Source organism: Desulfuromonas acetoxidans DSM 684 (assembly GCF_000167355.1).
In the GTDB taxonomy this organism is placed as follows: Bacteria; Desulfobacterota; Desulfuromonadia; order Desulfuromonadales; family Desulfuromonadaceae; genus Desulfuromonas; species Desulfuromonas acetoxidans.
Genome location: NZ_AAEW02000010.1, coordinates 53,060 through 68,297 on the forward strand (window position 1 = coordinate 53,060; position 15,238 = coordinate 68,297).

The 15,238-nt window shown below is 50.3% G+C and carries 11 protein-coding genes and 2 pseudogenes; 12 read left to right on the forward strand and 1 reads right to left on the reverse strand.

Annotation, left to right across the window (positions count from 1 at the left end; all coding sequences use genetic code 11):
• The first annotated feature begins 80 nt into the window (after window positions 1-80).
• The 8 genes and pseudogenes from DACE_RS09710 to DACE_RS09750 all read left to right on the forward strand — a co-directional run bounded on the left by DACE_RS09710 (window position 81) and on the right by DACE_RS09750 (window position 11,653).
• Window positions 81-1,130, forward strand: coding sequence for a deoxyguanosinetriphosphate triphosphohydrolase (locus DACE_RS09710; RefSeq protein ID WP_006000772.1), 1,050 nt, complete (start codon window positions 81-83; stop codon window positions 1,128-1,130).
• Between the two features lie 186 nt (window positions 1,131-1,316).
• Window positions 1,317-2,660 (forward strand): response regulator, encoded by a 1,344-nt coding sequence (locus DACE_RS09715; RefSeq protein WP_006000774.1) that lies wholly within the window; start codon window positions 1,317-1,319, stop codon window positions 2,658-2,660.
• 192 nt (window positions 2,661-2,852) lie between these two features.
• Window positions 2,853-5,513, forward strand: a complete 2,661-nt coding sequence (locus tag DACE_RS09720) for a valine--tRNA ligase (RefSeq protein WP_006000776.1) — start codon at window positions 2,853-2,855, stop codon at window positions 5,511-5,513.
• Window positions 5,514-5,763: 250 nt separating this feature from the next.
• On the forward strand, window positions 5,764-7,971 hold the full coding sequence (gene katG, locus DACE_RS09725) for a catalase/peroxidase HPI (protein WP_006000777.1): 2,208 nt from the start codon (window positions 5,764-5,766) through the stop codon (window positions 7,969-7,971).
• A gap of 393 nt (window positions 7,972-8,364) precedes the next feature.
• Window positions 8,365-9,544 (forward strand): annotated as a pseudogene (locus DACE_RS09735) (IS3 family transposase); the annotation flags it as partial.
• A gap of 124 nt (window positions 9,545-9,668) precedes the next feature.
• A complete protein-coding gene (locus tag DACE_RS09740) occupies window positions 9,669-10,529 on the forward strand; it encodes an HNH endonuclease (protein WP_006000781.1) in 861 nt (286 codons plus the stop codon).
• 118 nt (window positions 10,530-10,647) lie between these two features.
• Window positions 10,648-11,042: pseudogene (locus DACE_RS09745) on the forward strand (tautomerase family protein).
• Between the two features lie 269 nt (window positions 11,043-11,311).
• Window positions 11,312-11,653, forward strand: coding sequence for a cupin domain-containing protein (locus tag DACE_RS09750; protein ID WP_006000782.1), 342 nt, complete (start codon window positions 11,312-11,314; stop codon window positions 11,651-11,653).
• Between the two features lie 107 nt (window positions 11,654-11,760).
• Here DACE_RS09750 and DACE_RS09755 read toward each other — a convergent pair whose 3' ends face one another.
• Window positions 11,761-12,018, reverse strand: a complete 258-nt coding sequence (locus DACE_RS09755) for a hypothetical protein (protein WP_155809087.1) — start codon at window positions 12,016-12,018, stop codon at window positions 11,761-11,763.
• 438 nt (window positions 12,019-12,456) lie between these two features.
• Here DACE_RS09755 and DACE_RS09760 point away from each other — a divergent pair, with 438 nt between their 5' ends.
• From DACE_RS09760 to DACE_RS09775, 4 genes are all read left to right on the forward strand, one after another.
• Window positions 12,457-13,536 (forward strand): DUF4388 domain-containing protein, encoded by a 1,080-nt coding sequence (locus DACE_RS09760; RefSeq protein WP_006000785.1) that lies wholly within the window; start codon window positions 12,457-12,459, stop codon window positions 13,534-13,536.
• Between the two features lie 9 nt (window positions 13,537-13,545).
• Window positions 13,546-14,169, forward strand: a complete 624-nt coding sequence (locus DACE_RS09765; protein WP_006000787.1) for a DUF8082 domain-containing protein — start codon at window positions 13,546-13,548, stop codon at window positions 14,167-14,169.
• Window positions 14,162-14,503 carry a hypothetical protein gene (locus tag DACE_RS09770; protein ID WP_006000789.1) on the forward strand — a complete coding sequence of 114 codons (342 nt, stop codon included), beginning with the start codon at window positions 14,162-14,164 and terminating at the stop codon, window positions 14,501-14,503. Before DACE_RS09765 ends, DACE_RS09770 begins: the two co-directional genes overlap by 8 nt.
• A 116-nt stretch (window positions 14,504-14,619) precedes the next feature.
• Entirely contained in the window at window positions 14,620-15,201 is a 582-nt protein-coding gene (locus tag DACE_RS09775) for a hypothetical protein (RefSeq protein ID WP_006000791.1), read from the forward strand.
• Window positions 15,202-15,238 lie beyond the last annotated feature (37 nt).

The window sequence follows — 15,238 nt, forward strand, 5'->3', positions numbered from 1 at the left end:
AAAAAACATTTTTTTTTATGTAAAATTAATCATCCTGATTCAAACTGAAGATGATATTTGAAACTCTTTGAGGATGCTTTATGCCATCAAATGCCATACGTCATATGATTGAGCAGCGGGAAAAAGACACCCTTTCTCCCTTTGCCTGTTGCAGTGCTGATAGTCTTGGTCGTGAGAGAAAAGAACAACCATGTCCGATACGAACATGTTTTCAGCATGACCGTGATCGTATTTTGCACTGCAAATCGTTTCGTCGTTTAAAACATAAAACACAGGTTTTTTTATCGCCGGAAGGCGACCATTATCGCACTCGTTTGACCCATACCCTTGAAGTGTCTCAGATTGCCCGCACGGTTGCCCGGGCTCTGTCTCTCAATGAAGATTTGACCGAGGCGATCACCCTGGGCCATGACCTTGGCCACACTCCGTTCGGCCATGCCGGTGAACGGGTGTTGAATGAGTTGCTTGGCGGAGGTTTTCATCATGTCCGCCAGAGTGTGCGCGTGGTGGAGCGGCTGGAGAAGAACGGCCGGGGATTGAACCTGACCTCTGAAGTGCGTGACGGCATACTCTATCATTCCAAAGGAACCGGGCCGGTAGCAGCCTGTTGCGATGGGGGGCGGGCAAAAACCCTCGAAGGGCAGATTGTTCGCTTTGCGGATATCATCGCATATGTCAATCATGATCTTGACGATGCCTTGCGCGGCGGGGTGATCACCGTTGATGATGTACCCAGCTCGTTGTTGACACATCTGGGCGAACGCCATTCCCAGCGTATCAATACGATGGTGTCTGACATGATCCAGGCCTCACAACGCGATGGTGCGATTGAGATTGGCTTGTCCGACAATGTTCTTAAGTGGGTTACTGATCTGCGCGATTGGTTGTTTGATCATGTCTATCGGGTGCCGAGTGTTCACGATGATTTTACCAAAGCGGCACGGGTACTCAGGGAACTGTTCGAATTCTTTATGAAAAATCCCGATCAGATGGAACGTTACGGCGCGGTTTGTCTCGACGGTGACCCGCTCGAAGTCAGTATTACCGATTTCATTGCCGGGATGACGGATCGCTATGCCATGAAGTTGTACCAGGAGATCTTTCTTCCCCGGCCGTGGGCGACGCTGTAAGTGTGCATAACTTGACGATGTTTGGCTGTTCCTTTCCTTGACAGAATTTTAGCTCTGTGCTAGCGTTTTGCACTTGAAAATGAGAAAATACTGAGTATCTGTCATGGACTCATTTTTAGATGAAATAGAGCAATCATGGGGCTTCATAACAGTCGCGAGCTTTTCATAAAAGCTGAGGAGGCATAGATGGGCAAAAAGTTGTTGCTGGCCGATGACAGTGTCACTATACAGAAAGTCATCGAAATTACATTTGCTGATAAAGACTATCAGCTCCAGATTGCAGATAATGGTGACCAGGCCTTGAGCATGGCTCAACAGGATTGCCCTGATCTGATTCTGGCCGATGTGTTTATGCCCGGCAAAGATGGTTACGAATTGTGTGAAGCGCTCCGTGCCGTGCCTGAGCTGGCTTCGGTCCCTGTCCTGTTGCTGGCGGGCACCTTTGAGCCGTTTGACGAATCCAAAGCCAATGCTGTTGGTGCCACCGATTGGATCGCCAAACCGTTCAGCTCCCAGGAACTGGTCGATAAAGTCGCAGAAATGCTTTCCAATGCTCCCGCTCAAGATACCTGGAAAGCGACTCCCGGTCAGACTCCGGTGGAAAGTGATCTGCTTGGTGCCCTCGAAGAGATCAGTGCCAAACAGGCTGAGACACCGGTTGTTGAAGCTCCTGCCCAACCCGAAGCCCTCGAAACTCCTATCGCAGAGCCCGAGCCGTTGCCTGACTTTGATATGGGCCAACCGGCGGCCACTCAAGAGGAGCTTGCTCCAGCTCAGGAAGACGACAGTTTCAGTTTTGATGCTGTAACCGAATATGCACCGCCCGCAGGCGAGAAGGTTGAGGAAGAGGCGACAACCGATCTGCCGCCGCTGAGCGAATTCAGCTTTGAAACCAATGAAACGCCGCCGGCGCAAACCGATGAAGCGGAGACGCCGGTTGATCCGTTTGCCCTGCCTGAAGCGGAAGAAGCTCCGGCAGATGAGCCGGTTGCAGAAACCTCTGAACAATCGTTGTCATCGCTCGATCCGTTTGCTGCTGCCGAGGAAACATCGACAGTTGAGGAACCTGAGGTCGCAGCCAAAGACCCGTTTGCTGATCTGCCACCGCTGGGTGATTTCTCCGAACCTGAGGAGGAACAAGCGGTTGAAGCGGCCCCTTCCTTTGAACCGTTGCAGCCCCTTGAGCCGCAAGAGGAGCCTGAGCCTGAACTTGCACCGGTAGCTGACCTGCCACCGTTGGTTGAGCCTGTTGCCGAGCAACCTGCCGCTGCCGCGCCCGCCGGTGTCATGGATCTCGGTGCCGATGCTATTGTCGCCGAAGGTGCGTACGGGGCGACTCCGAAGCGGGTGGAAACCCGCGTTGCCTACCTCAGCGACGAGCAATTGACGGAAATTGTTGAGCGCGTTGCCGGGGCGGTTATCGAAAAACTTGCTTCACCGATCCTGGAAAAGGTCGTATGGGAAGTCGTTCCCGATCTGGCCGAGAGCCTGGTTCGTGAGGAGATGGACAAGATTAAGCCTGAAGCCTGATGTTCTCCTGGCAAGGGTTTTGTCGAAGGCCCACACGCAAATAGTGAACTGAACATTGACGGATAAAAAGGGGATTGCTAAAATCCCCTTTTTTCGTATGGAAGCGTACGGTCTGAAACGTTGTAAAATTCTGAATTTGATCCCAAACTCGGTCGGTTAGACCGATTCTTTTTTTTGAAGGAAAGACACATCATGGCAGACGAACTGGCAAAAGGCTACGAGCCGCACGACTTTGAGACCAAGTGGTATCAAACCTGGGAAGAAAACGGGTATTTCCATGCCGACGAAAATTCGGACAAGCCGCCTTATTCGATTGTCATTCCGCCGCCTAATGTTACCGGTGTGCTGCACATGGGGCACGCTCTCAACAATACCATGCAGGATATCCTTGCCCGCTGGAAACGGATGACCGGTCACGAAGTGTTGTGGATGCCCGGTACCGACCATGCCGGTATTGCCACTCAGAATGTGGTTGAAAAACAACTGGCCAGTGAAGATAAGGACCGTCACGATGTCGGTCGCGACGCGTTCATCGAGCGGGTGTGGCAGTGGCGCGAAGAGTCTGGCGGACAGATCATCAATCAGCTTAAGCGCCTTGGCGCTTCCTGCGACTGGCAGCGTGAGCGCTTTACCATGGACGATGGTCTGAGCAAAGCCGTACGTGAAGTTTTCGTCAGTCTTTACGAAGAGGGGCTGATCTATCGTGATAATCGACTGATCAACTGGTGTCCGCGCTGTCATACCGCGCTGTCCGATCTTGAAGTGGAGCACGACGATAAAAAAGGCAACCTGTGGCATCTGCGTTACCCGGTCAAAGGGACCGACCAGGTGCTGGTTGTGGCCACCACCCGTCCGGAAACCATGCTCGGTGATACCGCGGTCGCGGTTCATCCTGACGATGAACGTTACGCCGATCTGGTGGGCAAGATGATCGAACTGCCGCTGACCGGTCGTGAAATTCCGATCATTGCTGACGACTATGTCGATAAAGAATTCGGCAGCGGGGCGGTTAAAATTACTCCGGCCCACGATTTTAACGACTTTGAAATGGGCAAGCGACATAATCTGGAAAACATCAACATCCTTGACGAGTCCGGCTTTGTTAACGAAAACGGCGGAGCTTATCAGGGCATGGAGCGCTATGCGGCACGTGAAAAAGTGGTTGCCGATCTTGACGCGCTTGGTCTGCTGGAAAAGGTCGATGACCACTTGAACTCGGTGGGGGAATGTTACCGCTGTAAAACGGTCATTGAGCCTTACATGAGCCTGCAATGGTATGTCGATGTTCAGCCGCTGGCCAAAGAAGCCATCAAAGCTGTGGAAAGCGGTCAGACCCGTATTGTTCCTGCGCAATGGGAAAAAACCTACTACGAGTGGATGTACAACATTCAGGACTGGTGCATCAGTCGTCAGATCTGGTGGGGACACCGCATTCCCGCCTGGTTTTGTGATGACTGTGGTGAGATTACCGTCTCGCGCGACGATGCGACCTGCTGCGCCAAGTGCCAGAGCACCAATATCCACCAGGAAACCGACGTGCTTGATACCTGGTTCTCTTCGGGGTTGTGGCCGTTTTCGACCATGGGCTGGCCGGAGAAAACCGATGCGCTGAACAAGTTTTACCCCACATCCTGCTTGATCACCGGTTTCGACATCCTGTTCTTCTGGGTGGCGCGCATGATGATGATGGGCCTCAAGTTCATGGGCGAAGTGCCGTTCAAGGACGTGTACATCCATGCCTTGGTCCGCGATGCTCAGGGCCAAAAGATGAGTAAGAGTAAGGGCAATGTTATTGACCCGTTGACCGTCATCGACGAGTTCGGCACCGATGCGTTCCGCTTTACCCTGACCGCCTTTGCTGCTCAGGGCCGTGATGTTAAGCTCTCCACCGAGCGGATCGGCGGCTACCGCAACTTCTGTAATAAGCTGTGGAACGCCAGCCGCTTTACTCTGATGAATCTCGAAGGCTTTGAGCCGGTTGACACCCCCAACTGGGATGAGCTCAGCCTGTCCATGGCGGATCGCTGGATCTTGACCCGCCTGACCGAGGTGGAAAAAGAAGCCAACAAGGCGCTGGAAGAGTATCGCTTCAATGAAGCGGCCAGCACGCTGTACACCTTTACCTGGCATGAGTTCTGTGACTGGTACATCGAACTGATCAAAGGGGCTCTGTACGGCGATGACGCCGCCGCCAAGCTCAGTGCCCAGACGGTGGTTTACACTGTTCTGGAGCGCTTGCTGCGTCTGTTGCATCCGATCACGCCGTTCATCACCGAAGAGATCTGGCAGAACCTGCCCGGCACCCGTCCGGTTGCATCCATCATGCTGGCCGATTACCCGCAGGGCCAAGGTTTGCTGCAGGACGAAGACGCCACCGCCAAAATGGAGCAGGTGATGGAGGTTGTTCGTTCCATCCGTAACATCCGTGGTGAAATGGATGTTTCTCCGGCCAAGAAGATCAGTGCACTGCTCGATTGCAAAAACGAGGCAAGCCTGGCGGTGATGAGTGATGGTGAAGAGTACATCAAAGCCCTGGCTCGCATCGAAGAGCTGACCTGCGGTGTCGCTCTCGACCAACCGGCCCAGGTCGCCAAGCAGGTGTCCGGCGATGTGGAGATCCTCCTGCCGCTGGCCGGTCTGATCAACGTCGAAGAGGAAGAGAAGCGCCTCACCAAAGAGATCGCCAAGGTGCAGAAAGATGTCGACATGTTCAGCAAGAAATTGGCGAACGAGAAATTCGTCGCCAATGCCCCGGCAGCGGTTCTGGAAAAAGACCGTGGTAAGCTGGCCGCAGCGCAGGAGAAGCTGACTGTACTGCAGGCAAGTCTGGAGAAAATTGTTGCGTTGAAGTAACCTGGATTGATATCCTTGATGCAAGAAATAAAGGCCGGTGCTTTGAATGAAGCACCGGCCTTTTTTAATGGAATTTTCAGCGCGCAATGTGCGTTACCATTTTTGCTGTTTTATCACTGTCGTAACGTTTGGGCCATCCGTGGGCAGGTGGCTGCATAAGTCTATGCCAATGGAATATTTTTTATCTCCCGTTATACTCAATCAAGACATCACACAATGATATCCCCCGAGCCTAAAAGGAGGAACTGTAATGAGTGGAGAAAGCAAGTGCCCGGTGACAGGAAAAAGCAGCCGAATGGTCGCAGGAGGAGGAACCACCAACCAGGATTGGTGGCCGAATCAGTTAAATCTGGATATTTTGCATCAACAGTCATCAAAGTCAGATCCGATGGGTGCTGACTTCAACTATGCCGATGAATTTAAAAAACTGGATCTAAGCTCAGTAAAAGAAGATCTTTACCAACTCATGACCGATTCTCAGGAGTGGTGGCCAGCGGATTATGGTCATTACGGCGGGCTGATGATTCGTATGGCCTGGCATAGTGCCGGAACCTATCGGATGGGCGATGGCCGCGGTGGTGGCGGGAATGGCAACCAGCGCTTTGCTCCTCTGAACAGTTGGCCCGACAATGTCAACCTTGATAAAGCACGTCGTCTTCTTTGGCCGATTAAACAGAAATATGGAAAGCAAATCTCATGGGCCGATCTGATCATTCTGGCGGGCAACTGTGCGTTGGAGTGTATGGGCTTCAAGACATTTGGCTTTGCCGGTGGCCGTGAAGATATCTGGGAACCGGAAAAGGATATTTACTGGGGAGCAGAAAAAGAGTGGCTGGCAACCAGTGACAAGCCGGATAGCCGTTACTCGGGAGAGCGGGATCTGGATAACCCTCTTGCTGCGGTGCAGATGGGCCTGATCTACGTTAACCCTGAAGGGCCTGATGGTAACCCTGACCCTGTAGCATCGGGAAAAGACGTGCGCGAAACCTTCGCCCGCATGGCGATGAACGACGAAGAGACCGTTGCTTTAGTGGCCGGAGGGCACACGTTTGGCAAGTGTCATGGCGCAGGCGATCCTTCTCATGTCGGGCCGGAACCTGAAGCGGCACCACTTGAAGAACAGGGGCTCGGTTGGAAGAGCAGCTTTGGCTGTGGTAAGGCCGGGGATGCCATAACCAGCGGTATTGAAGGAGCGTGGAAGCCGAATCCGACGACCTGGGATATGGGCTACCTGAAAGTGCTGTTCAAGTATGAATGGGAGCTGGTCAAGAGTCCGGCCGGGGCGAATCAATGGCTTGCTAAGGATGTTGATGATGAAGATATGGTGGAGGATGCGGTCGATCCGAGCAAAAAAGTTCGCCCGATGATGACCACCGCCGACTTGTCCCTGAAGTTTGATCCGATCTACGAACCCATCGCCAGGGATTATCTGGCAAATCCCGAAAAATTTGCAGATGCCTTCGCCCGTGCCTGGTTCAAGCTGACTCATCGTGATATGGGCCCTCGCTCACGCTATCTTGGCCCGGAAGTGCCGGAAGAGGATCTGATCTGGCAGGACCCGGTGCCAGCGGTTGATCATCCGTTGATTGATGATGCGGATATTGCCAGTCTTAAAGCGGCCATTCTCAGTACCGGCCTTTCTGTGGCTGAGCTGGTTTCCACGGCCTGGGCTTCAGCCTCGACATTCCGTGGTTCAGATAAACGGGGCGGCGCCAATGGCGCACGCATTAGGCTTGCTCCCCAGAAGGATTGGGAGGTGAACCAACCGAAAATTCTGGATGCCGTTTTGCAAAAACTTGGCTCGGTTCAGCAGCAGTTTAATGCCGCTCAGGCCGGAAACAAAAAGGTGTCACTCGCCGACCTGATCGTGCTGGGTGGTTGCGCTGCTGTCGAGCAGGCCGCAAGGGTCGCAGGTTGTCCCGTAACCGTGCCGTTTTCACCGGGGCGTACAGATGCAACCGCTGAGCAGACCGATGTTGAGGCATTTGCCGTTCTGGAACCGGTGGCAGATGGTTTTCGTAATTATTTGCAAAGAACATTCTCAGTCAATGCAGAAGAGCTATTGATCGACAAAGCGCAATTGCTGAATCTCACAGCCCCTGAAATGACCGTTTTGATTGGTGGTTTGCGTGTGCTTGGTGGCAATTACGGCGAGTCTTCTCATGGTTTCTTTACCGCACAACCAGGAAAGTTGACCAATGATTTCTTTATTAATCTGCTCGATATGAAGACGGTCTGGAACCCAACGGTCGATAAAAATGTCTTTGAGGGCCGGGACAGAGCCTCTGGTGAACTCAAATGGACTGGCTCCCGCATTGATCTGGTGTTTGGTGCCAATTCACAATTGAGAGCTTTGGCGGAAGTCTATGGATGCGAGGACTCTCAAGAAAAATTCGTCAACGATTTCGTCCGTGCCTGGAACAAAGTAATGAACCTCGATCGCTTTGATTTGTCCTGAATGGAGAAGATTATTGAGTTGAAGTAGAGGTTTATTTACATAGCTGACTGATGAAAAGACCGATGTGTCGTGTGATGCATCGGCCTTTTTCTGTTTAGCGAAATCATTAGAATTATTGATATTTGTAGTTTGTTTATATACTCTCGTTGGTGTTTTTTTAGATATTGGTCTTTGGGGGAAGCCATCTCTAGACTTAACCCTGTCGCTTCATGGGAAAGTGCCGAGTCTCGGGATATAAATGTTGCAACGCAAGACCTGACCCTCTGTCTTTCTTGGTTTGTTTATATACCCTCGTTGGTGTTTTTTAGATATTAGTCTTTGGGGGAAGCCATGGGTTCTACCCCGAATTTACGGACACTTCAAAAAAGCCTATAGTGGGCTAAAGGAGTGTTTATGTCTAAGAGAAGAAAATTCAGTCAGGAATTTAAACGTGGGGCAGTAGAACAGGCTTGCCAGCCTAATGTCAGTTGCGCTCAGGTTGCAAGAGAACTCGGTATCAATGCCAACCTGCTTTCACGGTGGAAGCGAGAGGCTGAGGCAGAGGGCCGCCATGCCTTTGGCGGGACTGGAAATCCCAGAGATGATGAGGTTGCAGCTCTTAAACGTGAATTAGCCCGGGTAAAAAAGGAACGGGATTTTTTACGCGAAGCGGCAACGTTCTTTGCCAGGGAGTCGTCCTGAAGTATCAGGCGGTTCAACGTTGTCGCAATGAATTTCCTATTCGCTTGATGTGTCGTTGCCTCAAAGTTTCTCACAGTGGTTATTATGACTGGGAGAAAAGATCCCCCAGTACACGACAGATTGACAACGAGCGTCTACTGAAGCGCATTCGTGAAATCCATGAAGACAGCAACGGTGCCATTGGTGTTCCGCGTATGCATGAAGACCTTCGGGAAACCGGAGAGACTGCAAGTAAAAATCGCATTGCTCGTTTAATGGCTTCAGCCGGACTTCAAGGCTGGCCGCGAAAGAAAAAACGAGGTCGATATCACACACCAGTTGTAGTCCCTGCCGATGTTCAGAATCAGTTGCAGCGTGATTTTAAGGCATTGGAACCAGAACAAAAATGGGTCACAGACATCACAGAACTCAAGACCGGCGAAGGAAAACTTTATCTGTGTGTTGTCATCGATCTGTTCAGCAAGTTGGTCGTTGGCTGGTCAATGCACCATCGCCAAGACCGGCAGATGGTGATCCGTGCCGTTGAAATGGCCGTGTGGCAACGTCAAGAAAGTAACCATGTGATTTTGCATTCGGATCGCGGCAGTCAATTTCGCAGCACGGACTACCAAAGATTCTTGAAGGAGAACGCCTTGGTTTGCTCCATGAGTGCTGTTGGTCATTGTGGAGATAACGCAGCCTGCGAGGGATTCTTTGGTGTTCTCAAGCGAGAACGCACAAATCGGATGAGATATCCGACAATGGATGCCGCCAAAGCGGATCTATTCAACTATATTGAACGCTTCCATAATCCACGAATGAGGAAAAGGATTGCTAGACGTGATATGGAGTTTCAGTTGTTTTCAAGCCGTCCGTAGAAACGGGGTATAACCCGGTTTTCACGATTTATTGGTAAAATCTGTCGAGAGAGGAAGCTCATACCAACAGATAGTGAACGAATATAACAACCAGCTTGGTTTAGAAGCGCGTGCTTTATTGAAAGCACTTGTAACCCATCGCGACAGGAGTGCAGGTTTATGTTAAAGCTTAAACAACCTGCTTATTCAAGTGAGCAAGCAATTGAAATGTGTCGCCAAGGAATCACAGGCAATGACAAATTACTGCAAAAAGTGGATAACGACATGCACCTTTTGCAAGCTAGTGCAGTTGGCTATGCCGCGTCAGCCTCTGCAGGAGAACTGTACACTTTACCTTCGACTCCTAATGGACGGGATTGTGACCCAGTTGTTGTTGAGCAGCTAAAGAAATCGGATCTGTTAAAGCTGTATAGCACTTACTTTGTAAAAGAGGGTAAACCTGCCCGCGTAATTTATAATGCCTTGATGGCTGCGGCCAACGAGAAATGTCCTTTTTGCGGTGGTATCGGCCGCCCTCGAAACTTAGATCATTTCCTGCCCAAAGCGCACTACCCACAATTTTCGGTATTGCCGGTCAACTTGGTGCCCTCGTGCAGAGACTGCAACATGGATGGCAAAGGAGAGAACTTTGCCACTAGTGAAGCAGGACAAGTACTTCAACCATATTTGGATAACGAGCGGTATTTCAACGAGCAATGGATATTTGCTCGATATATAGCAGATACAGGCGGTGAACCGGGGGGTATTGAGTACTTCGTTCAACCTCCAGAACATTGGGAGGATACCCAAAAACTTCGAGTGAAAAAACACTTTAATGATTTTAATTTAGACTTGAGGTTCTCAAAAGAGGCTGGCCCAAGGCTGGTTACTTATTTAGCGCAAATTCAAGCTTTGTTGCAAATTCCATTGGAACTTGAGGTGGCAAAAAACACCATTTTGCAGCCCGCAATTGATGCTGCCCCCTTTGTGAACCATTGGGAAAGAATCATGTGTTTAGCACTGATGGCAGAGGTGGTCTGAGTGATAACCTCACATAACAAATCGCTGCTGTCGGATAAACTTTCCGCTGCGCTCCAAATTTGCCGCAAAGCGCGGCGTTATAAAGTGATCTGCACATGGAAATGGAGATTACAAAGAAATGCCAAGTGCGCTAATCGAAGTCCGGCAACAATATTCAAGAGACGTCGAATTAGGGATTATGGAAGCGGTACATGCTGCGCTTCGTGAGAGCTTCAAAATTATGCCTCACGATAGAAATATCCGGCTTTTAGTGCATGAGCCTCACCGGTTTGCATGTCCTCCTGATCGTGAAAACCGGAGTTTTATACTCATATCAGTATTGATTGCTTTGCTGGGCGCTCACTTGATGCAAAAAGAAGTCTTTATCAAGCTATCGTGAATAATCTGGAACCGTTCGGAATTCCCAAAAGCCACGTAAAAATTATGTTGCGCGAAATTACCGCTGAAAATTGGGGGATTCGTGGTGGGCAGGCCGCCTGTGATGTTGAGCTTGGTTTTAAGGTTGATGTGTGATGCTCGCTGTGGTGCTTGGTCCTCCATAAATATTTTTTGCTGGTTCTGACTTAATCCGATGATCCTGAGGTCAGGGCAGGAGAATTGATCTTATGGAAAAATGGATCACGGTGTGTGTTGTTCATACTGGTACATTTCTGACCTGACAAGGCGACGTAAATCGCTGGTAACTTGTCCTTGTAATATGGCAAATCCTTAGCGAGAGCCTGTTATTCGTTGTGAGAACAAGTTGTCATGGCCGTTGTTTTTTTAACCTTCTGGATATCGCGATGCTAATTTCATCAAAACGAACAGCAACACATTATCTCTGGGGTGAGGGCTGTGATGGCTGGCATCTTGCGGCCTCAGAAAAACTCAGTGTCATTCAGGAGTGTGTTCCACGTGGGGCTGCGGAAGTCCGCCACTTGCACACAAAAGCCGAGCAGTTCTTTTATGTTCTTAAAGGTATTGCTACGCTTGAAGTCGCCGGAGTTGTTCACACGTTGAATGCGAATGAAGGGTTTCATGTGTTGGCTGGCGTGCCGCATACGTTGAGTAACCAGCACGAGCAAGAGCTTGAGTTTCTGGTGATTTCAACCCCGCCTAGTCATGGGGATCGCAAGACGGTGTAACTCGGACACCATTGTCGATGTGAAAAGCTGTCCAGGTCTCCCATTTCACACGTGGCAATCAACGATCTGACCTGTCCTGCCCGCTATAAGGAGCAAGGCACGCGTTACTAGTTCGACTGTTTCTTGTTATCGCTGTAAGCACCGGATGTATGACGGCGATCAACTCTGCCGGGCAGATATGGCGTGTCTGTCTCGCTTGTCAACTCACCAGCAAAGATCATATCCTTTCTTCTCTCAATGGTTGTTGTGCTTGTCACATCACCCATTTCAATGCTTTCTATCGGGCTTTTGTCGCGGATCTTCTGAGCGGGATAAATGCTGTTTCTATAAAGCCTCATTTCAGCGGACCATCTGGGTTCGCGCACAAAATTTTACTTCCCACGAAACTGTTTTTTGCCACCTATTTTAACCGCCCACGCTTGTGTTGAGACTATTGCGGCGTTGAATCGTCGCAGACTAAAAGTTTGAGAGGCCGGTGCAGCGAGATATGTATCGGCCTTTTTCGATCTGTTGTGCCACGGTCGGACGGGATGGTTGTTGGCCGTCTCTGATGAGGTTGTGACTGCGAGGAGGACAAAACAAATGCTTTGAAAATTAGTATAACTGTGTTTTACTTATTTTTCTCTATAGTAGACATAAGGAATGTCTCTGATGTGTTATTCCCTGATAAATAGGGTTTTTTGAAAGCATAACGCGGTATTGAAAGTGCTGCCGCTGAAGTTTTTTTGAAAATGGGTAGCAATTGCTTTAAACGCCTGTTTTACGATTCTTTTTTCGTCAACTTTAGGGTGCTGGCTTATCGTATGAAGAAGATTCTTATTCTTGACAAAGACAACGTGACACTGCGTGCCCTGCTTCAGGCATTGCAGCGCTACAGCGATCTTGAAGTGATCGTTGCCAATGAGCGCAGTGATATCAATCGGGGATTGCAGCAATTGGCCATTGATTTGGTCATTACCGATATTGATGGAACAGAAAGCTGCTGTTTTGAGCTGATTGAATCAATTAATCGGTATTTTCCCGAGCTGCCGGTCGATGTGCTCAGTGCTCCTCTTTCCCCGGATCTGGAGGCTCGTCTGGCTGAGTTGCGCATTGCCCGACGATTTACCAAGCCTTTAAAGGCTGATGAAGCCGCTAAAAGAATTCACCAGCAACTGACAAACGGAGCGGTCGGACAGCTCAAGGGCTTGAGTTTGACATCGGTTTTGCAGTTGATGAATGTCGAACACAAGAATTGTGTGCTGACTGTCGAGACGGACACGGAGCATGGTGAGCTTTTCATTCGCGAGGGTGAGATTGTTGCGGCCAAAACGGCGACACTGCGTGGCAAGGACGCGGCATACACCATCATCGCTTGGGACAGTGTGCGGATCGGATTTCAGGATAAGCCTTTCAATGTTGCCCAGGAAATTTCCGAGTCTTTTATGTCTCTGCTTATGGAGGCGCTGCGGTTAAAAGATGAAATGCAGTTGCCACTGGCCAAGCCGCAGGACACTTCGGGTGATGAAGGGCATTCTTTGGTGCAATCCGGGGCAACGACTCTTCTGGAACAGCAGATTGATTCAGTTCTCGAGCCGTTGCCCGGAGTTGTCGAATACTGCCTTTACGATCAAGACAGCAACTTGCGCCTGTTCAAATCACGTCGCCAACAGCCAGTCAAAAACCTTCATCCCGGCCATCTTCAGACGAAAACTGACGACATTGCCCGGCTTCTTCAAGCCGGAAATTTTCAATACATGGTAACCAATGAGGGTCATGGTGTGCGCCATGTCTTTTTTACCTTTGAAGATGTTCCCATCACCGTTGGCTTACGGCGTGAGCAGTCGGTCAAAAAGTTCTTGCAGCAATTTAAATCAAAGTTCGATCCCCCGGCACGATTTTAGGAGAGCGCAATGGAGCAGGCAATTGTCACGTTAAAAAAACTTCCAGGCGTTTTAGGGGTTTGTGTTTATGACGCTGACTTGAAGGTGATGATTAATCGTATGCCGCCTTTTTTGTCGGAGGAGGTCTTGCTTGGCTTAGGTGTGCAGTTGGACGAGGTGATGTCGCTGGCGCGGGAAAAACTGTCTGATGCCAGTGAGATGACGCTTCATTACGATGAAGTGGCTCTGTTCGTTCATACCTTTGCCGATCAATCCATTCTTGTTTTTGGTGAACCTTCCATGAATGGGCGCATGGTGAGTTATTCCCTCAACATGCTGAGTAAACCGAAAATCATTGAGGACGGGGGGAGTGACAAGGTTGCCCCGCCGGAAGTTGCACCGCCACAACCGACGGATTTCAGCGGGGAAATTCCCGAGCTGAAACAGCGGCTGGCAAAAATCATCGGACCGATGGCGGAGATCATTTTCGATGATGCCCTGGATGCCTGGAAACGAGCCGGGGAGGGCTCGTTTGACAGTCTGCTGGAGATGCTTCGCCATGAGATTGATGATGCGCAGAAATACGAGCGTTATCTGGCTTTGTGTGCGGAAACGGTAGAAAGAATACGCCAGATGGAGCAACCGCGTGGCTAGGGTGACCGATTTCATCACGGCGTTGAGTGCTCTGTCCGGTGTTGATGGCTACGTATTGGCCCAGAGCAATGGACAGATTCTTTCGCACAATCTCACGGATGCGGTTTCTTACTTGCCCTGGGCAAAAACGCTGATCCAGCGCTGCACATTATTATCCGCCGGCCTTAACAACGATCCGTTCAGAGGTGTGTCGTTTCAGTCCGCAGGCCGTTTCATTCATCTTTTTCCGATCCGGCAGTATCACCTTGTCGTACTACAACCCGGTGGCAGTACCAACCCGCAGCTTTTCCAGCACATAGAGGCTCTGATTCAAGAGACGGTGGAGCGTGGCTAAATCCTTCGTGATCAAAGGGGATGATAATGGAGATGACAACTGAAAAAACAGGGCGGCTCCCGGCGGTTTTATCGGGTGTAAAAGTTCGTTCCAGCCGCAGGGCAAAGGTGAAAGTCATGCTCGTGATGTGCTCGATGCTGGCGCTGATGGTCACACCCGGTATTGGCAAAGCGGACACACTGCAGTCGGCTCTTGATCGTAACACCTATCTTTGGGCGCAGCAGTGTCGCGACGAGGTTGTCAGTCAGTTCGAGTTGTTGCTTACTTCGGGGCGGTTAACCGTCGGCCAGCTTTTTGACACGTTTTACATTCCGATCCCCAATACCAACCCGCAGAAATATCGCACCCAGTACGATACTTTGAGTGATGAGATTTTGCGGCCGATCCTCGATAAATATTTGGCAAAAGATCCACATCTGGTGTTTTGCATCGCCGTGGACCGCAACGGCTATCTGCCTACGCATAATACGCGCTTTGCCCAGCCTTTGACCGGTGATGCCGAGGTTGACAGCGTGAAAAATCGGACCAAGAGGATTTTCAATGATCGCACCGGTCTGGCGGCGGCGCGGAATCAGCAGCCCTATCTGTTGCAGCGTTACAGCCGTGATACCGGCGAACAGATGTCCGATCTTTCTATTCCGATCACCATCAGTAACCGTCATTGGGGTGCCATACGCATTGGCTATAAAACAAACTGAAGTGACTTTCTAGAATGAAGATCTACGTTTAATTCAG

Excerpts from the sequence above, each read along its gene's own strand:
- DACE_RS09715 (WP_006000774.1), top strand. The coding sequence starts at position 1,317 with ATGGGCAAAAAGTTGTTGCTGGCCGATGACAGTGTCACTATACAGAAA.
- DACE_RS09760 (WP_006000785.1), top strand. The coding sequence starts at position 12,457 with ATGAAGAAGATTCTTATTCTTGACAAAGACAACGTGACACTGCGTGCC.
- katG (WP_006000777.1), top strand. The coding sequence starts at position 5,764 with ATGAGTGGAGAAAGCAAGTGCCCGGTGACAGGAAAAAGCAGCCGAATG.
- DACE_RS09765 (WP_006000787.1), top strand. The coding sequence starts at position 13,546 with ATGGAGCAGGCAATTGTCACGTTAAAAAAACTTCCAGGCGTTTTAGGG.
- DACE_RS09710 (WP_006000772.1), top strand. The coding sequence starts at position 81 with ATGCCATCAAATGCCATACGTCATATGATTGAGCAGCGGGAAAAAGAC.
- DACE_RS09775 (WP_006000791.1), top strand. The coding sequence starts at position 14,620 with ATGCTCGTGATGTGCTCGATGCTGGCGCTGATGGTCACACCCGGTATT.
- DACE_RS09750 (WP_006000782.1), top strand. The coding sequence starts at position 11,312 with ATGCTAATTTCATCAAAACGAACAGCAACACATTATCTCTGGGGTGAG.
- DACE_RS09720 (WP_006000776.1), top strand. The coding sequence starts at position 2,853 with ATGGCAGACGAACTGGCAAAAGGCTACGAGCCGCACGACTTTGAGACC.
- DACE_RS09740 (WP_006000781.1), top strand. The coding sequence starts at position 9,669 with ATGTTAAAGCTTAAACAACCTGCTTATTCAAGTGAGCAAGCAATTGAA.